Source organism: Martelella sp. FLE1502 (genome assembly GCF_053484255.1).
In genome coordinates this window covers 1-17,549 of the sequence record NZ_JBAKFQ010000026.1, presented here as the reverse complement: position 1 = coordinate 17,549, position 17,549 = coordinate 1, and the positions used below count along the sequence as shown (strand labels likewise).

Annotated in this window: 15 protein-coding genes; 11 read left to right on the top strand and 4 right to left on the bottom strand. The window is 64.3% G+C overall.

The features are described from left to right. Nucleotides 1-212 precede the first annotated feature (212 nt). From V6767_RS18315 to V6767_RS18305, 3 genes are all read right to left on the bottom strand, one after another. Complete coding sequence (locus V6767_RS18315; protein WP_448470398.1) at nucleotides 213-1,445, bottom strand: styrene monooxygenase/indole monooxygenase family protein; 1,233 nt, start codon at nucleotides 1,443-1,445, stop codon at nucleotides 213-215. Nucleotides 1,446-1,587: 142 nt separating this feature from the next. Further along, complete coding sequence (locus V6767_RS18310) at nucleotides 1,588-2,367, bottom strand: SDR family oxidoreductase (protein WP_448474771.1); 780 nt, start codon at nucleotides 2,365-2,367, stop codon at nucleotides 1,588-1,590. A gap of 39 nt (nucleotides 2,368-2,406) precedes the next feature. Next, a complete protein-coding gene (locus V6767_RS18305; RefSeq protein WP_448474770.1) occupies nucleotides 2,407-2,910 on the bottom strand; it encodes a flavin reductase family protein in 504 nt (167 codons plus the stop codon). Nucleotides 2,911-3,058: 148 nt separating this feature from the next. Here V6767_RS18305 and V6767_RS18300 point away from each other — a divergent pair, with 148 nt between their 5' ends. Next, nucleotides 3,059-4,048 (top strand): AraC family transcriptional regulator, encoded by a 990-nt coding sequence (locus V6767_RS18300; RefSeq protein WP_448474769.1) that lies wholly within the window; start codon nucleotides 3,059-3,061, stop codon nucleotides 4,046-4,048. Here V6767_RS18300 and V6767_RS18295 read toward each other — a convergent pair. Then, nucleotides 4,000-4,944 (bottom strand): LysR substrate-binding domain-containing protein, encoded by a 945-nt coding sequence (locus tag V6767_RS18295; RefSeq protein ID WP_448474768.1) that lies wholly within the window; start codon nucleotides 4,942-4,944, stop codon nucleotides 4,000-4,002. The two genes, V6767_RS18300 and V6767_RS18295, sit on opposite strands and share 49 nt — an antisense overlap. A 160-nt stretch (nucleotides 4,945-5,104) precedes the next feature. On the opposite strand from V6767_RS18295, the gene V6767_RS18290 reads away from it, so the two are divergent. The 10 genes from V6767_RS18290 to dhaL all read left to right on the top strand — a co-directional run bounded on the left by V6767_RS18290 (nucleotide 5,105) and on the right by dhaL (nucleotide 17,466). Further along, nucleotides 5,105-5,986 carry a carbon-nitrogen hydrolase family protein gene (locus V6767_RS18290; RefSeq protein ID WP_448474767.1) on the top strand — a complete coding sequence of 294 codons (882 nt, stop codon included), beginning with the start codon at nucleotides 5,105-5,107 and terminating at the stop codon, nucleotides 5,984-5,986. Between the two features lie 79 nt (nucleotides 5,987-6,065). Beyond that, complete coding sequence (locus V6767_RS18285; protein WP_448474766.1) at nucleotides 6,066-7,658, top strand: ABC transporter substrate-binding protein; 1,593 nt, start codon at nucleotides 6,066-6,068, stop codon at nucleotides 7,656-7,658. Nucleotides 7,659-7,667: 9 nt separating this feature from the next. Then, entirely contained in the window at nucleotides 7,668-9,323 is a 1,656-nt protein-coding gene (locus V6767_RS18280; RefSeq protein WP_448474765.1) for a dipeptide ABC transporter ATP-binding protein, read from the top strand. Further along, nucleotides 9,320-10,252 (top strand): ABC transporter permease, encoded by a 933-nt coding sequence (locus tag V6767_RS18275; protein ID WP_448474764.1) that lies wholly within the window; start codon nucleotides 9,320-9,322, stop codon nucleotides 10,250-10,252. The genes V6767_RS18280 and V6767_RS18275 overlap by 4 nt, the downstream gene beginning before the upstream one ends. After that, nucleotides 10,249-11,103, top strand: a complete 855-nt coding sequence (locus tag V6767_RS18270; RefSeq protein WP_448474763.1) for an ABC transporter permease — start codon at nucleotides 10,249-10,251, stop codon at nucleotides 11,101-11,103. The genes V6767_RS18275 and V6767_RS18270 overlap by 4 nt, the downstream gene beginning before the upstream one ends. A 26-nt stretch (nucleotides 11,104-11,129) precedes the next feature. Next, nucleotides 11,130-11,621, top strand: a complete 492-nt coding sequence (locus tag V6767_RS18265; protein WP_448474762.1) for a hypothetical protein — start codon at nucleotides 11,130-11,132, stop codon at nucleotides 11,619-11,621. Nucleotides 11,622-12,115: 494 nt separating this feature from the next. After that, nucleotides 12,116-13,060, top strand: coding sequence for a substrate-binding domain-containing protein (locus tag V6767_RS18260; protein ID WP_448474761.1), 945 nt, complete (start codon nucleotides 12,116-12,118; stop codon nucleotides 13,058-13,060). Between the two features lie 113 nt (nucleotides 13,061-13,173). Next, nucleotides 13,174-14,703, top strand: coding sequence for a sugar ABC transporter ATP-binding protein (locus V6767_RS18255; protein ID WP_448474760.1), 1,530 nt, complete (start codon nucleotides 13,174-13,176; stop codon nucleotides 14,701-14,703). Beyond that, nucleotides 14,693-15,685: an ABC transporter permease gene (locus V6767_RS18250; protein ID WP_448474759.1), complete on the top strand. Its 993-nt coding sequence runs from the start codon at nucleotides 14,693-14,695 to the stop codon at nucleotides 15,683-15,685. Before V6767_RS18255 ends, V6767_RS18250 begins: the two co-directional genes overlap by 11 nt. Before the next feature lie 20 nt (nucleotides 15,686-15,705). After that, a complete protein-coding gene (gene dhaL, locus V6767_RS18245; RefSeq protein ID WP_448474758.1) occupies nucleotides 15,706-17,466 on the top strand; it encodes a dihydroxyacetone kinase subunit DhaL in 1,761 nt (586 codons plus the stop codon). Nucleotides 17,467-17,549: the final 83 nt, after the last annotated feature.

Sequence of the window (17,549 nt, the reverse complement as noted above, 5' to 3'; positions counted from 1 at the left end):
TCCCCTCCAGGACATGCGGCCCCCTGCCGCGACAGACGATCATATTGATACAATGCGTGGCATCAAGTCCACCGTGGCGGATGCGGAACACGGCCGCGCTGTCGTCCGGGGCCCAGGGCGGAGAACGCTTCCTCTGTGGGGAACAGAAGGGAAGGTCATGCCGCCCTGGATGCCGGCACAAGGCCGGCATGACGGAGGTGGAGACCCTGCCCTTAAGCGGCAAGCCGTGTCAGATAGGCATCCGCCTCTTCGGGAACCGCGAACCACGGGAAGAAATCGCGCGGATCGTTGAAGCCGTTGGCGATGCGCTTCGCCAGCTCCGGATAGGCCTGGGCCGAGCCCATGATGTTGAGCACATGCGGCGGCGGCGGGGCGAGCAGCGCGTTGGTCCAGCCGACCACGAACTGCGCGTAGGCCCAATAAGCCTCGAAGGTGGCGACCATGAAGGCCTCGTCGAAGGCCTTGTCGCCATGGGCGAGGATGGCGTCGAGATAGCATTTCGCCGCCTTGGAGGCGTTGTTCGATCCCTGCCCGGTGATCGGGTCGTTGAGGCAGACCGCATCGGCCATACCGAGAACGATCGCGCCTGACGGCAGACGCCCGACCGGCTTGCGCACCGTGGGCGGAAACGCGCCGGCGAGAATGCCGTTGTCGTCGGTGAGCGCGATATCCGTGTTGCGCTCGGCTTCCCATGGCAGGAAGGTGTCGAGAATCCATTTCGACTTCGCCAGATGATCCTCCGGCGACACCACGCCCTTCCAGCAATCCATCGGTCCGCCGGGAATGCCCTCGAACACCATGATGTCGCACGGGCCGGTCGTGGTCAGCGCCGGGAAGGTGAAGTATTCGCCGACCGTGGGGATGAGATTGAAGCTCACCGCCGAGTGATCCGGGCGCGGGGCCATGCCGGTGACATAGGTCAGCGCCAGCGCGCGCTGCGGCCGGTCATAGGGCGAGCGTTCGGCGTCGCGTTCGAACATCTTGGCGATGTCGCCCTTGCCGGCGGCGACGATCACCAGATCGCTTTCCTTCGCATAGGTCTCGAGATCGTCGAGGCTTGCGTCATGGATGACCATGTCGCCGCCGAGGCGGGTGAATTCCTTCATCCAGCGCGGGATCTTGACCCGCTGGTCGACGCTCTGGGCGTAGCTGTCGAGCTTGCCGTTCCAGTCGATCGCCTTGACGCCCGGCGCATCCGGCGCGGGGACGGTGAAGTTGATGGAATCGACCGTCGGACATTCGGCCTCCCAGAAATTGATGCCGAGATCGCGCTCGTTCTGGAGTGCGGCATCAAACATGCACTGGCTGGAAAGGACCTTGCCCTTTTCAATTTCCTCGCCGGTGCGGTTCTGGACGATGCGCACCGCGTGGCCGGCCTTCAGAAGGCCGATGCCGAGCTGGAGGCCTGACTGGCCGCCGCCGACAATGGTGAAATGTTTCGTCATGTCATTCCCCTTTTCGTGGATTGTTTGTTGTTGCGGTGTCAAAGCGTTTCCAGGAAAAGTGGATACCGGTTTTCCGTCCGGAAACGCGTGAAGAAAGGCTGAGAGCGCGTTTCGATCTGATCCAATCAGATCGAAACGCGCTCTAGTCCATCAGCAGCGGGATCGCCGGTTCGGCCTGTTCCGGCCCCATCGCTGTGTAGCCGCCGTCGACGCGGATATCCGTGCCGGTGATGAAGCTCGCGCTGTCGGAAAGCAGGAAGGCGACCGCCTCGCCGACCTCATCCGGGCTGCCGGTGCGCCCGAGCAGATGGAAGGGCTTGGCGACGCTATCGGCCTTGGCGCGGGTGTCGTGCGTCAACTCCTGCATGATGTTCGACCATGTCCAGCCGGGCGAGACCGCGTTGACGCGAATGCCCTCGGGCGCAAGATCCATCGCCTGGTTGCGCGTCAGTTGCAGGATCGCGGCCTTGGAGACCGGATAGACCCAGCGACCGGTCTGAGCGACGCGTGCGGAAATCGAACCGAAATTGACGATCGCGCCCTTGTTTTTCGCGAGATGCTCGCGCGCGGCCTGCATCAGCATCACCGAGCCGACAATGTTGACGTCGAGGGCTGCGAGCCAGTCGGCGCGGCTGGTTTCCGCACCCTCGTCCAGATAGGTACAGGCGACGTTGACGAGATAGTCGAGCCGACCGGTTTCCTCGACAGTCTTTGCCACCAAGGCGGCGATGTCCCCGTCCTTGGTGATATCGGTGGCGATGAAGCGCGCGCCGGTGGCCGCCGCCGCCTTTTCGCCGGCCTCGGCGTTGATATCCGCGATCACGACGTTGATGCCGTAGCCCGCGAGCACCGTTGCGATGCCCTGGCCGATCAGCGTTGCGCCGCCGGAAATGATGGCCGTCTTTCCGTTCAGACCTTTCATGATGGCTTCCCCTTTATTGTTGCAAGAGATTTCGAAAAATCAGGCCGGCGATGCCGCCAGGCAGGTCGTCAGAAAAGCGCCGTCGCCATAAAGCAGCGGCGGGGCCTCGCCTTCGGCGCAGCGCGTCGCGGCAACCCTGCCGATCAGGATCATGTGGGTGCCGAAGGTAACGGTTTCGGCGAGCCGGCAATCGAAGCTGACGGCGGCATCGGCCAGCACCGGCGCGCCGGTTTCCGCAACACCCCAGTCGCCGACCGAAAACCGGTCCTCGCGTTGATGGCCGGTGCGCCCGGCAAAGGTTTCGGCAACCGCTTGCTGGGCGGTCGCCAGCACGTTGACGGCGAAGACGCCGCGCTGTTCGACCACCGCCGCGATCGAGGTCTCGCGATTGACGCAGGCCACCAGCGAAGGCGGATCGGTCGACAGCGAGCAGACCGCCGTCGCGGTGATCCCGCAGCGCCGCCCTTCGGCATCCAGCGATGTGATGATGGTCACGCCGCCGGCAAGACGTCGCATGCCGGCCCGGAAGAGTCCGCTTCCCATATTTTCGTTCCCGCGATTGCGAATGGATTTCCCATTCATTTTATGTTTAAATTAATCATCCGCCGAACTTGACGAACCGCAATCCGGATTGCGCAACGCCTTGTCCGTTTTCGGCAGACGTGCCTTGTTTTCGATTGGGAAGCCCCCGATGATCGCTGCGCATGCCACACCTTTGAAGCATCATGGTCTCGTCGATACGAAGAGCGTCGACGAGGCGCGCGACGCGATCGGCCGCATCTTCTGTCCCCATTTCCTGACCGTGCATGACAGGCGCGCCGGCGGTTTCCACGCCGTCCACAACGCCGTCGAGCAGCCGGGCTACTCGGTCAATTTCGTCGCCTACGGGGCCGAGGTTGAAATCGATCCGGGAGAACTTTCCGATTTCTTTCTGCTGCAGCTTCCAGTCGCCGGCGCCGCCCATGTGCGTTGCGGCACGCGCGTGACCGAGGCCGAAGCCGGCCGGCGCGCCTCGCTGCTGTCGCCGACGCTCGCCTCGCGCATGGTCTGGCGCGAGAATTGCGAAAAGCTGATCGTGCTGATGCGCCGCCGCGTGGTCGAGGACTTCTTCGAGACGCTAACCCATCGTGCGGCGACGCCGCTCGAATTCGAGCCAACGGTCGATCTGACGACCCCGGTGGGCGCCAGCGTCATGTCCCACGCCCGGCTGCTGTTTGAGGCCGCGGAAGGCGGGGCGGCGCTGCCGGATTCCTACCGCGTCATGCTGCGCGACGGGCTGCTGTCGCTGCTCCTCACCGGGCTGGAGAACAACCGCTCCGAAATGCTGCACGCCCCCGCCGCCGCGGCGGGTCCGCTATCGGTGCAGAAGGCCGACGAGTTCATCCAGTCGCGCGCCGCCGGTACGATCGCGATGGCGGATATCGCCGCCGCCGCCGGCCTGCCGCTGCGCACCCTGCAGGATGCCTATCGCAAGGCCCGCGGCCACACCCTTTCCGACGCCGTGCAGAAGGCCCGGCTGCAGAAATTGCGCGAACTGCTTCTCAAACCCGGTCCCGGGCTTTCCGTCGCCGACGCCGTGCTGGCCTCCGGCTTCGGCCATCTCGGCCGCGCCGCCTCGGCCTACCGCGCAACCTACGGCGAAAGCCCCTCCGAAACGCTGCGGCGGACGCGATCGGCCTGAGCACCGTCCCGGCCAAAGCTTGAGCGTTCCAGCAGCCAGTCGGCAAGCGCTCTGGCGGCGCGACGATCCATGCCGTGCTGGGACAGCGCCAGATAATAGACGGAAGCATGGTCGATCCGGATATCGGACAGGCGCACCAAGTCTCCGCGCGCGAGATAGGGCTCGATCAGCGCTTCCCGGCAGAGCGCGACGCCGAGCCCGCTCAGCGCCGCATCGCAGATCAGCGCCGAGCCGGAGAAGAACAGCCGACGCCCCTCGCCGTCGGCCTTCCCCTCCATGCCGGCGGCAGAAAGCCAAGTGCGCCACATCCGCATGTCCTCGTCATGCAAAAGCGTGGCCCGGGCGATGTCGGCTTCGGTTCTGATGTTGTGGCGCGCCTGGTATGACGGCGCACAGACGGGAACCGCCGCTCCGGCTATGATCGGCTCTGCGCCCTCGGGAATATGTCCGTCCAGCGAAAAGCCGATCATGAGGTCGGGTTCCGGGCTCACCGGCTGGTCGGAGATATGCTCCTGAACATAGACGGAAACATCCGGGTGCTCCGCCATGAAGGCTTCGATTTCGGGCAGCAGCCAGTTGGGAATGACGAAACGCAGCGCGGCCACCGAGACCGGCAGCTTCTCGCGCATGGTCAGCCGGTCGATCTCGTGGCGGATCGCGCCGAAGCTCTCGTTGATGACCTGCGCCAGGCTGTCGCCCGCCTCCGTCAGCGCCGTTTGCCGCCCATCGCGGCGCATCAGGCGGATGCCGGCCCAGTCCTCGATCTGCTTCAGTTGATGGCTGACGGCGGAATGCGAGACGTTCAGAACCCGCGCCGTCGCCGTCACCGATCCGCTCTGGTGGAAGGCTTCCAGCGTCTTCAGCGCCCTCAGCGGCGGCAAGCGGTCCTGTGCCATGTGGACTTCTCCCGATTCAGGCAAAGTTATGTTAGATTTATAGACGAGAAGGGGAAATTTTGTACTTTTTTTGTCGAATTTCTCACCGTAGCCTGTCGTTGATCCGTTTTTCAGCTCTGCCGTTTTCGAAGGCATGGCAAACCGGCCGGAGGCACCGAGGATGACCAAAGCGACAACGGGCGACCGCGCGACACTCCGGCTGGCGATGGCGCAGATGTGCTCGTCCAACACCCATGCGCGCAATATCGAGATTGTCACGGGACTTGCAGCCGAGGCCCATGCGGCGGGCGCGGAACTTCTGGCGCTTCCGGAGGCGTCCGGCATGGTCAACAAGGATGTGGCGTCCGCCCGCCTTTCCGTCACCGACGAGGCGCGCGATCCGTTTGTCGCCGCCTGCCGTGAACTCGCGGCTAAATACGGGCTGTGGATTCACACCGGCTCGACGCCGCTTGCGGGCGCGGATGGCGGCCGTTTCTCCAACACCAGCCACCTGATCGACGACAGCGGCGCGATCGTCTCGCGCTACGACAAGATCCATCTTTTTGACGTCGACCTGCCGGGCGAGGTTTCGCGCCGCGAATCCGACCGCTATGCGCCGGGCGGAGAGGCCGTGCTCGCCGAAACACCATGGGGACCGTTCGGCATGTCGGTCTGCTATGATGTGCGCTTTCCGCATCTCTACCGCGATTATGCCCATGCCGGCGCGACGATCCTTTTCATCCCGTCGGCCTTTGCAATGTCGACGGGCGAGGCGCACTGGCCGACGCTGCTGCGCGCCCGCGCCATTGAGAACGGCTGCTATGTCGTGGCAGCGGCCCAGTGCGGCCACCACGATGACGGGCGCGAGACCTGGGGACAGTCGATGATTGTTGATCCGTGGGGCACGGTCGTGGAAGACATGGGCAAGCGCATCGGGCTTGCGGTCGCCGATCTCGACCTTTCGAAGGTCGAGGCGACCCGTCGATCCATCCCGTCGCTCGCAAACGAGCGCGACTACAGGTTTGAACCGGCGGCGATGCGCCGGGGGCGGCAGACCGCCTGAAGCATCGCGACAGCATCGTTAGCAAAATGGCGGGCAAACGGCGCGCCGGAACAAACGAATTTCAGAGGGATCGCACATCATGTTGAAACGCAGAACGCTACTGACGACCGCCATGCTTGCCCTGGGCGCGGGCGTATCGCCGCTTGCCACGGCGCCAGCCTTCGCGCAGGAGGACGCGCGACCGGATTTCGCCTTCGCCGTCGACAATCTGTGGTCGACGCTCGACCCGGTGATCGGCCTTTCGACCACCGGCGGCCGGGTCTACGGCAATGTCTTCGACACGCTGGTGAAGCGGAACTATTTCGAGGACCCTGAAGGCAACACCATCATCCCCGGTCTCGCCACGAGCTGGGAGCAGGTGACGCCCACCACCTGGCGGCTGCACCTGCGCGAAGGGGTGACTTTCCAGAACGGCGATCCGATGACCGCCGAGGACGTCGCCTTCTCGCTGTCCGAGGAGCGCCTGTGGGGCGACGAGCCGCTGGCGCCGCGCGGCAAGAATTATGCCCGCGGTCTCGTCGGCGTCACCGTCGTCGATGACTATACGGTAGACCTCGAGACCGCGTTTCCCGATCCGACCTTCATCAACCGCCTGACGACGCCGATCGGCTACGTTCTGCCGAAGGACTATTATGAAAGCATCGGCACCGAGGCCTTCGGACAGAAGCCGATCGGAACCGGTCCTTACATGATCACGGATTTCGACCCGTCCGACCATGCCGTGGCCGTCGCCTATGACGATTACTGGGACGGCGCCCCGCCGCTCAAAAGCGTGACCTGGAAGATCGTGCCCGAGTTTTCGACCCGCTATGCCGGCCTCGTCTCGGGCGATTACGACCTGATCATGAGCGTTCCGATCGACCAGATGGAATCGGTGGAAGCAACCGACGGCATTCATCTGGTCGTCGATCAGATCGGCAATTATCCGATGTTCGCCTTCAACACGCTCACCATCGAGGGTATGGACGACAATCCGCTGGTGGACGCTAACCTGCGCAAGGCAATGGTGATGGCGATCGACCGCGACGCCATTACCGAGGCACTCTGGAACGGCATGACGTTCACGCCGACGCCGTTCAACTTCCCGGAATACGGCCCCTATTTCGATCCCGACCGCAAGGCGACCTACGGTTATGATCCCGAACGCGCGGCCGAGCTCCTCGAAGAAAGCGATTATGACGGCGAGACGCTGACCTGGAACATCGTGCGCGGCTTCTATCCGAACTACGAGGCGGCGGCCGAATACATGGTCGAGATGTGGCGCGACATGGGCATCAATGTCGAGCTCAACATCGTCGACAATTTCTCGCTCGCCTATCAGCGCCCGTTCCACATGCTCAACATGTCGATGTCATCCGAGTTCACCGGCGACCCCTACCGTCCTCTGTGGCTGGACTGGGGACCGTCTTCGAGCCGTGTCACCGCCGCCCACCGCACCTGGACCCCGACCGAGGCTTTCCTGGAGGATGGCGAACGGTTCGAGCGGGCACAGACCTTCGAGGACAAGAATGCCGCCTATCTCGATCTCGTGAAGGACTGGGAAGACGTCACGCCCGGCATGTATCTGTGGCGCAACGTCCAGACCTTTGCGATGAGCGACAAATATGAGTGGGATCCGGGCAGCTCGCAGCTGACGATCTTCACCAGCGACTTCCTGACGATCGAACCCTAGGAAACGCCGGTGGCTGACAGTCAGACCGACCTGCTTGAAATCCGCGGCCTGACGATAGCGCTGCCGGAAGGCGCGGACCGCGACCATGCGGTCCGTGGCCTCGACCTTTCGATCCGGCCGGGCGAATGCGTCTGTCTCGTCGGCGAGAGCGGTTCGGGCAAGTCGATCACCGCGCAGGCCCTGCTCGACATGCTGCCGCGCGGGCTGAAGAAGACCGAAGGCGAGATCGTGTTCGAGGGCGCGCCGCTTCCCGTCGGCGACCGGTCGGCGATGCGCCGCATCAGGGGCGACCGGATCGGCCTGATCTTTCAGGAGCCGGCGGCCACGCTCGATCCGGTGATGACGGTCGGAAAGCAGATCGAGGAACTGCTGCAGGTCCACGGCATGGGGTCGGCGCGGGCGCGCCGAACCCGCGCCCTGGAGATGATCACGGCCGTGCGGCTTGCCGATCCCGAGCGCATCCACAAATCCTATCCCCACCAGCTTTCCGGCGGACAGGCCCAGCGGATCGCGATCGCCATGGCGCTGGCGCTGAAGCCGGCGCTCTTGATCGCCGACGAGCCGACAACCGCGCTCGATGTGACGACGCAGGCGGAAATCCTGGCGCTGATCCGCGACCTGCAGCATGAATTCAGGGCCGGCCTGCTGTTCATCACCCACGACCTTTCGGTCGTCGCCGACATCGCCGACCGGGTGATGGTGATGCGCGAGGGCGAGGTCGTGGAGACCGGCACCCGCGATGAAATCTTCGAAAAGCCCAGCCATCCCTACACGATCCGCCTGCTGGAAAGCCTGCCGCGGCCGGGCGCCAAGTCCTCGGGGCCGGACGAGCCGGTGGTGCTGGAGGCGCGCGATATCGCCATCACCTATCATCAGCGCGACGGCGTTTTCGGCAACCGCGCCATAGAGGCCGTGCGCGGGGTATCGCTCACCCTGAAGCGCGGCGAGACCCACGGCCTTGTCGGCCAGAGCGGATCGGGCAAATCCTCGCTGGTGCGCGGCATTCTCCAGCTCGAGCCGCTCTCCGGCGGAACCGTGATTCTCGACGGCACGGATATCGCCGCGAACGGCATGACGCGGGCCATGCGCAAACGCATCCAGCTTGTGCAACAGGACCCGTTCAGCGCGCTCAACCCGCGCCAGAAGGCCGGGTGGAGCGTTGCCGAGGGCGCGCTGATCCACGGCGCGACCCGGCAGCAGGCAGCCGAACGCGCCCGCGCGATGCTTGCGCTGGTCGGCCTGCCGGAACAGGCCTTCGACCGTTTCCCGCATGAATTTTCCGGCGGCCAGCGCCAGCGGCTCTGCATTGCCCGCGCGCTGGTGGTGGAGCCGGAAATTCTTGTGGCCGACGAGGCGATCTCGGCCCTCGACGTTTCGATCCAGGCGCAAATCCTGGCGCTGTTCGCCTCGTTGCAAAAGAAACTCGGTTTCGCCATGCTGTTCGTGACCCACGACCTGCGCGTCGCCGCCTCGATCTGCGACGCCGTGACGGTGATGTATCACGGCGAAGTGGTGGAACAGGGACCGGCCTCGACGGTGCTGGTAATGCCGGCCCATGACTACACGCGAACGCTGCTCGACGCGGTTCCAGACCGCGCCGGACGCGCGACATCGTCGCTTTCGCACGCCGCACGCGTCACTGCCACGGGAGGCGATCCCTCATGACCCGGGTCATACTGTTCCGCATTCTGCGCTCGCTGGCGACGCTGCTGATCGCGGTGACGATCGTGTTCTTCTTCATCCGCCTGTCGGGCGACCCGGCGCAGGCGCTCGCCCCGCCGGATGCGCCGCCCGAGGTGGTGGAGGCCTATCGCGTCAAGCTGGGGCTCGACAAGCCGTTGCCGGTGCAATATGTCAACTACGTTCTCGGCCTGTTTCAGGGCGATTTCGGCTATTCGATCCACACCGGAAAATCCTCGCTGACGCTGTTTCTCGAACGGCTTCCGGCAACGCTGATGCTGGGCGGAACCGCGCTTGCCATCGCGGTGATCTTCGGCATTTCGATCGGCGCGATCGCCGCGCTCAATCGCAACAGCTTCATCGACCGGCTGGTGATGGGCTTTTCCGTCTTTGCCTTCGCGATGCCGAACTTCTTCTTCGGCCTCGTGGTGATCCTGACCGGCGCGCTGGTCTTCGGCGTGTTCTTCGGCGCGGCGGCCAACGGCCAGATTTCGCTGCTTCTGTTGCTGCCGCCGGCGGCAACCTTGGGGCTTGCCTCAATGGGCGCCTTCGCCCGCTTTACCCGATCCTCGCTGCTGGAGACGATCAACCAGCCCTTCATGATGGCGCTCGAGGCGCGCGGCGTGCCGGCGTCGCGGCGGCTGTGGCGGCATGCCGCGCCCAATGCCGCCATACCGATCGTCACCATGCTCGGCCTCAGCCTCGGCAGTCTCGTTGCCGGTGCGGTGGTGACGGAGCAGGTCTTCGCATGGCCGGGCGTCGGGCAATTGCTGGTGCGCTCGGTCGCCACCCGCGATATCGCCGTGGTGCAGTTCCTGGTGCTGGCCGTCACCTTCTCCATGACCTTCGCCAACCTCGCGGTGGATATCCTCTATTCGTTTCTCGATCCCCGAATCCGGAGGGCTGCGTCATGAGGACCTTCCGCGATATGCCGCTTGCGGTGCGCATCGCCATCGGCTTCGTCATCCTGTTCGTGCTGTTCGCCCTGTTCGGCGGCTTCCTGACGCCCTACGATTTCCGCCAGACCTCACTGCTCGACCGGTTCGAGCCGCCGGTCTTTCTCGGCGGCACGTGGGACCATGTGCTTGGCACCGACGGGCGCGGCCGCGACCTGCTGGCCCGCCTTGCCATGGGCGCGAAGGTGACGCTTCTGGTCGCGATCTTCGGCACGCTGATCGGCGCGGTGTTCGGATCACTTCTGGGTCTGATCGCGGGCGGGCGGCGCGGCAAGGCGGATACGCTGATCATGATGGCGGTCGATGTCCAGGCCTCGGTCCCGATCATCATCATCGCGCTCTTCGTGCTGGCGCTGTTCAAGAGCAGCCTGCTGCTGATTGTGATCATGGTCGGCTTCAGCGGCTGGGAAAATTACGCGCGCCTGGTGCGCGCCTCCACGCTTTCCGTGCGCGAACGCGGCTATGTCACCGCCGAACGCGTGCTGGGCGCGTCCTCAGCGCGGATCTATCTGCGCTACATCCTGCCCAATATCTTCAATGTCATCCTGGTGCAGTTCACCATCAACCTGCCGCTTACGGTGCTGCTGGAGACGGCGCTGAGCTTTCTCGGCCTCGGCGTGCAGCCGCCGATGACCAGCCTCGGCCAGATCATGAGCGACGGCCGCGACCGGCTCCTGACCTCGTGGTGGCTCACCATGTTCCCCGGCGCCATCATCTTTTTCCTGGCGCTGTCGGTATCCGTCGTCGGCGACTGGCTGCGCGACCAGCTTGATCCGACGCTGCGCAATGCCGGTCGTCGTGGAACCTGATCCGCTTCTTCCCTTCCGACAACAGAATGAAAGTGACCACCATGCTGATTGACGCGCTCACCACGGGCCGGGGCCTTCCCGCCATCGAACCGAAGCTGTGGGACAATGCGCGCCTGAGCGGCGTCTATCGTTCCGAGCATCCGCACAGCTACTGGAGCAACGGCCTGTTTCCCGCCGGCTTCCGCCTGACGCTGACCATGCGCTTTGCCGAGAATTTCCTCGCCTATGAGGGCGTCAACGACACCAATCCCGACAAGCTTTACATCAACAAGTTCGATGCGACGCTCGACGACAAGCCCGCACCGATTACGGGCAATGCCCGCTATAACGAAGTGCGGATCCGACAGCTCAGCGACCGCGAATTCCAGGTGCTGGAACAGCTCGACGGCGACGTGATCATCGGCCAGTACTGGTGCTTTTCCGAGGACGCGTCGACCCTCATGCGCTGGGGCGTCGGCAAGGCCCCCGATGGCGGATCGAAGGCCTTCTTCGAGACCTTCGGCCGCGTCGCAGACTGACGTCCGCCGATCCAGGCCGTAGCCCGACCTGAATAGGATAGGCCTTTTCCTCTGCTATCTTCGTGAACGCGCCTGGCCTCAGCGTCCTGGCACGGGCGGACGCGGCTGGGTGATTTTTGTAACTGGATCTGATGCTTGCCGAAAAGCCTGCGGCAAACTGAGCTATTCGGCCAACAACAAAGACTGCGGCCCCTACACCGCTGACGTAGCCATTCATAAGAGCGCAACGAGCGCAGGGGCCGCAGCCGAGCGCTCGTTTCACGGGCGAACCGTCCGATTTTTCACCCGATGCCTCCCTTGCCAAAAGAAAAGGCCCGATAGAGCCGCCCACCGCTGCGCAGCATGTGGCGGGCAGAGCAGTATTCACATTACACACGGAATGCACTTGTATTTTTATTTTAACAAATGTATTCAGTGATTGGCCGTTGGGCGTTTTACCCCTCCGCCAGGAGGGTCGCCCGTAAGAGCGGCGAACACGATCGGGAGGAAAATCGATGAAGAAACTCACCGCTTTGCTGGCGGGACTGGCTATTGCTATGCCGCTGGCCGCTGCTGCGCAGGACGCAGCCGGAACCGCCACGAAGGACAGCTACCGCTTTCTTATCGTGCCGAAGGTCGTCCATCCGTGGTTCGACAAGGTCAATGACGGCGCCCAGATGGCCGCCGAAGCGCTGAAGGCGCAGACCGGCGCGGATATCGAGATCGTCTACTCAGCACCGCAGACAGCGGACGTCGTCCAGCAGGTCCAGATCGTCGAAAGCGCGATCTCGACGCGACCCGACGGCATCGCAATCGATCTGCTCGACCCCTCGGGCAATCGCGGCTCGCTCGAAGCGGCCCAGGGCCAGGACATTCCGCTGGTCATCTTCGACTCGATCCCGCCGGAAGGCATGGCGATCCCCTATATCGGCTCGGATTTCTGCGAACAGGCCAAGATCGCTTCACGACGGCTGGTCGAGGTGCTCGGCGGCGAAGGCGAAGTCGCGATCATGATGGGCGTGCCGACGGCGCCAAACCATTCGATCCGCGCCGAGTGCCACCGCGAGGTCTTCGCCGAGCATGAAGGCATCGAGGTTGTTGCCGAAGGCATCGACAATGACAGCATCGAGACGGCGCAGCAGCAGGCCGCCGCCATCATGCAGGCCCATCCGAACCTGAAGGGCTGGGTTGCCTCCGACGCCGCCGGTCCGATCGGTATCGGCCAGGCGATCATCGAAGCCGGAAAGCAGGACCAGGTCACGCTCGTCGGCCTCGATAACCTGCCGGAAATGCTGGACATGATCCGTTCGGGCGTCGCCGACAGCTCGTCCGCCTCGCAGCCCGAGCTTCAGGGCTACTGGTCGGTCATGCTGCTCTGGGCCCAGGCCACCGGCGCGCCGGTTCCGCAGTATCTCGATACCGGCAATGCGTTCCTGACCAAGGACAATGTGGACGGCTGAGCCGTTTGCCGCGGCCGGTCTTGCGCCGGCCGCATTCTCCGGGCCGCAGATGCGGCCCGCGTTCCTTTCAATGCCACGCGATGGATTGATCGGAAACATGCTCAGGAGGACACATGACCTACCTCAAGGCACGCGGCCTTGGCAGGGTTTTTCCCGGCGTGACCGCGCTTGACGACGTCGATCTCGATATCGAACTGGGCCGCACCCACATTCTGGCGGGCGAAAACGGCGCAGGAAAATCCACGCTGGTGAAGATCCTGACCGGCTCAGACCGGGCGACCACCGGCACGATCGAAATCGATGGCAAGGATCCCGTCAATCACCCGGAACTCTTTCGCAATATTGCCTATGTGCCGCAGGAACTGTCGCTGTTCGCTGATGTCAGCGTGGCGGAAAACCTGTTTATGCCCTTCGATCGCACCGGCCACGGCCCGTTCGTGAACCGGCGGCGGATGGAGGCCGAGGCGCAGACCTATCTCGACCGGTTCGGCATCGACGCAAGACCGTCCGATCTCGTGCGCCACATATCGGTGCCCGACCAGCAGCTTCTGCAGATCGCCCGCGCCTCGACCAACAAGGACATGAAGGTCCTGATCCTGGACGAGCCGACCTCGGCTCTGACGGCCCGCGAAGTGGCGCGGATTTTCAAGGTGATCCGCGGATTTCTCGACAGCGACCACGCGATCGTCTTCATCTCGCACAAGATGGAAGAGGTCTTCGAGATCGGCGACGACTACACCGTTCTGCGCAATGGCCGGAACGTGGATGCGGGACGGATCGCCGATATCGACGAGACCGCGTTGATCCGCGCCATGTCCGGCCGCGAGGTGGCGATTGACGAGCACTTCCGGCCAAACTGCCCCGTCAGCGACACGATCATGACCGTCGAACACCTGTCGGGTCACATGTTCGACGACATCAGCTTCAGCCTGAAACGCGGCGAGATTCTCGGCTTTGCCGGGCTGGTGGGCGCGGGCCGCTCGGAACTGATGCAGACCATCTTCGGCTTTCGCAAGGCCTTATCCGGAAAGGTTGAGGTCGAAGGCCGCAAGTGGCGGTTGAATGACACGGCGGCCTCGGTCAATGCCGGCATGCTTTACCTGTCGGAGGAGCGCAAGCATCACGGCATTTTCCCGCTGCTGTCGCTGCGCGAGAATATCGGCATCTCCGCGTTGTCGCTGACGTCCGGCGCGGCCGGCATTGATTTCGGCAAGGAAAGCAAGCTCGTGCGCCGGGTGATCGACGATTACGACATCCAGGCCTCAAGCCCAAGCCAGCGGATTTCCAACCTTTCCGGCGGCAACCAGCAGAAGGCGATCATCGGCCGGGCGATGGCGACGACGCCGCGCGTCCTGATCTTCGACGAGCCGACAAAGGGCATCGACATCCGCACCAAGGCGGAGATCTACCGGATCATGAAGGAGCTCGCCGAAGACGGCGTCGGCATCATCCTGATCTCCTCGGAGATGACGGAACTCAGGCGCTGCGCAAGCCGGATCATCACCATGCATGGCGGCCGCATCACCGGCGATTTCGATGCCGCCGCCACCGATACCGAAACACTGGTTGGCGCGATCTTCGCGACCGGCGCCGGGTCTGAGGCACAGACCCCGAACGAGGCAGAGGCTTCCCATGTCAACTGACAAGACCACTCAATCCCGCGCGCCGTCGGCGCTTGCAATCCTGGTCCGCAATCCGCTCGCCGGCGTCTTCGTGGCGCTCGTCGTCATCTTCGCCGTTTCGGCTTTGATATCGCCCTACTTCCTGTCGGGCTACAACATGTCGGTGATCGCGCGCGGTCTGGCCTTTGTCGGGCTGGTAACCATCGCCCAGTCGTCGCTGATGATCCTGGGCGAGCTGGACCTTTCGCTTGGCACCATCGGCGGCCTGTGCGGCGTGGTCTCGGGCATGCTGATGGTACAGGCCGGCCTCCCCTGGGGCATGGCCCTGGTTCTGGCGCTGGCGCTGGGGATGGCGCTCGGCTTCCTGAACGGCTTCCTGGTCACGACGCTCGGCCTGCATTCGCTGGTGCTGACGATCGGTACGGCCGGCATTTACGGCGGCGCGATTCTGGTCCTGACCAAGGGCGTCGCCATCACCGGCATTCCGCAGGGCATCCAGTTCCTCGGCCGGGGCGATGTCTTCGGTCTTCCCGTCCCCTTCCTCATCATGCTGGTTGTGCTGGTCATCGCGCTGTTTCTGACGATGAAGACGTCGATGGGCCGCTACATGTACGCGATCGGCAACAATGCGGCGGCAGCCCGCATGCTCGGCATTCGCGTGGACCGAATCCGGATTCTGGTCTTCACCTTCGCCGGCATGCTGTCCGCGCTTGCCGGACTCCTTATGGTGGCGCGGCTTGGAACCGCCCAGCCCTCGATCGGGCAGACCTGGGTGCTTGCCCCGATCGCCGCGGCGGTGATCGGCGGGGTGGCGACCACGGGCGGCGTCGGCTCGCCGCTCGGCGCGATCTTCGGCGCCTGCATCATCGCCATCATCGAGAACATCATCGTGCTCTTCGGCGTCTCGCCCTATTGGCAGGGTGTCGTGTCCGGCGCCATCGTGGTAATCGCGATCTCGTTTGACGCGATCTCCCGCCGCTATCTTCGCCGCGACGGCGCATGAACTGACAAAGTGGAATTCAAATGACCAAGACCAAGAAACTCATCAACGCGCCCGAAGATATCATCCCGCAGCTGATCTCGGGCATGGTCGCGGCGCATCCCGACATGCTGATGCGCGAAGGCGGCACGGGCCGTGCCATTGTCGCCGTGGATGGTCCGCGCGACGGCAAGGTGGGCATCGTCGTCGGCGGCGGCTCAGGACACGAGCCCGCCTTTGCCGGCTATGTCGGGCGCGGCCTTGCCGATGCGGCCGCGGTCGGCAACATCTTCGCCTCCCCCTCGCCCGAACAGATCCTCGATGCGGCCCGCGCGGCCGATGGCGGCGCGGGCGTGGTTTTCCTTTATGGCAACTATACCGGCGACGTGATGAACTTCACAATGGCCGCGGAGGAGCTTGAAGCCTCCGGCACGCAGGTGCGCCAGGTGCAGGTGGCGGACGATGTCGCCTCCTCCCCGAAGGATCGGCGCGCGGAACGGCGCGGCATTGCCGGCGACTTCTTCGTCTTCAAGATCGCGGGCGCGGCGGCCGATCTCGGCGAACCGCTCGCCCGGGTCGAGGCGCTGGCCCAAAAGGCCAATGACGCAACGCTCTCCATGGGCGTGGCGCTCGGCGCCTGCTCCCTGCCCCAGACCGGCAAGCCGAATTTCGAGATCGGCGACGACGAGATGGAAATCGGCATGGGCCTTCACGGCGAGCCGGGCGTGCGCCGCGAAAAGCTGGCCCCGGCCGATACGGTGACAGACGAACTGATGGAGACCATCCTCGGCGAAATGGCCCCCGCCAAGGGGGATCGCGTTGCCGTGCTGGTCAACGGGCTCGGCTCGACCTCGCTGGTCGAGCTCTACATCATATTCGACCGGCTCAAGCATATCCTGGACGACAGGGGCATCGAGATCCATCATTCGTGGGTTGGCGAATATGCAACCTCGTTGGAAATGGCGGGCGCGTCCATCACTCTCATGAAGCTGGACGACGAGCTGACGCGGCTTCTCGACCATCCCTGCCGCACGCCGGCCCTGACCGTCGGCGCCATCGAGGGCGCGGCCGCCAGCAGCGCCCGCTCGGCCAGAAAGACGGCGCAAGCCGGCGACAGGGCCGTCACCTCGAAAACCGCGACCAATCTGAAGCGTGAGGGCGCCATCACGCCCGCCATCTTCCGCGCTATGATGCAGCGGGCGGGCGACGAGATCATCGCCGAGCGCGACTGGCTGTCGGAACTCGACGGCGTCATCGGCGACGGCGATCACGGCGTGACCATGGAAATCGGCTGGAAGGCCGTTCAGGGCGCGCTCGCCAATGCCGAGGAAGACGAGACCATCGAGGGAAGCTGCAAGCGCATGGCCAAAGCCTTCCTCGACGCCGTCGGCGCCTCCTCCGGTCCCCTTTACGCGACAGCCTTCCTGCGCGCGGGTGCGGCGGTCAGCGACCGGCTGAACCTCGATGCCGAGGCGCTTTCGGCCTGGCTTGCCGCAGCGCTTCAGGGCGTGCGCGACCGGGGCCGCGCCGAGCCGGGCGACAAGACGATGATCGATGCCTGGGTGCCGGCAGTGGAGCGCGCGCAGCAGGCCGCCGCCAATGGAACGGAGCTCGATGTCATCGACGCCGCGCGGGACGGCGCGGAAGCCGGCATGAAGGCGACGGCGGATCTTGAATCCCGCCGCGGCCGTTCGGCCAAGCTCGGCGCGCGCTCAAAGGGCCATATCGATCCGGGCGCGGCATCCACATGGGTCACGCTACGGGCCATGGCCGCCGCTCTGGCAGAGGCCCGCGCGAGCGCATAAAGACTTTGTTCTTCAGGTTGATGACAAACGTCTCCCATATTCCGGGTCATCCTCGGGCTTGACCCGAGGATCCAGGCCGCCCG

Excerpts from the sequence above, each read along its gene's own strand:
- V6767_RS18315 (WP_448470398.1), bottom strand. The coding sequence starts at position 1,445 with ATGACGAAACATTTCACCATTGTCGGCGGCGGCCAGTCAGGCCTCCAG.
- V6767_RS18310 (WP_448474771.1), bottom strand. The coding sequence starts at position 2,367 with ATGAAAGGTCTGAACGGAAAGACGGCCATCATTTCCGGCGGCGCAACG.
- V6767_RS18305 (WP_448474770.1), bottom strand. The coding sequence starts at position 2,910 with ATGGGAAGCGGACTCTTCCGGGCCGGCATGCGACGTCTTGCCGGCGGC.
- V6767_RS18300 (WP_448474769.1), top strand. The coding sequence starts at position 3,059 with ATGATCGCTGCGCATGCCACACCTTTGAAGCATCATGGTCTCGTCGAT.
- V6767_RS18295 (WP_448474768.1), bottom strand. The coding sequence starts at position 4,944 with ATGGCACAGGACCGCTTGCCGCCGCTGAGGGCGCTGAAGACGCTGGAA.
- V6767_RS18290 (WP_448474767.1), top strand. The coding sequence starts at position 5,105 with ATGACCAAAGCGACAACGGGCGACCGCGCGACACTCCGGCTGGCGATG.
- V6767_RS18285 (WP_448474766.1), top strand. The coding sequence starts at position 6,066 with ATGTTGAAACGCAGAACGCTACTGACGACCGCCATGCTTGCCCTGGGC.
- V6767_RS18275 (WP_448474764.1), top strand. The coding sequence starts at position 9,320 with ATGACCCGGGTCATACTGTTCCGCATTCTGCGCTCGCTGGCGACGCTG.
- V6767_RS18270 (WP_448474763.1), top strand. The coding sequence starts at position 10,249 with ATGAGGACCTTCCGCGATATGCCGCTTGCGGTGCGCATCGCCATCGGC.
- V6767_RS18265 (WP_448474762.1), top strand. The coding sequence starts at position 11,130 with ATGAAAGTGACCACCATGCTGATTGACGCGCTCACCACGGGCCGGGGC.
- V6767_RS18260 (WP_448474761.1), top strand. The coding sequence starts at position 12,116 with ATGAAGAAACTCACCGCTTTGCTGGCGGGACTGGCTATTGCTATGCCG.
- V6767_RS18255 (WP_448474760.1), top strand. The coding sequence starts at position 13,174 with ATGACCTACCTCAAGGCACGCGGCCTTGGCAGGGTTTTTCCCGGCGTG.
- V6767_RS18250 (WP_448474759.1), top strand. The coding sequence starts at position 14,693 with ATGTCAACTGACAAGACCACTCAATCCCGCGCGCCGTCGGCGCTTGCA.
- dhaL (WP_448474758.1), top strand. The coding sequence starts at position 15,706 with ATGACCAAGACCAAGAAACTCATCAACGCGCCCGAAGATATCATCCCG.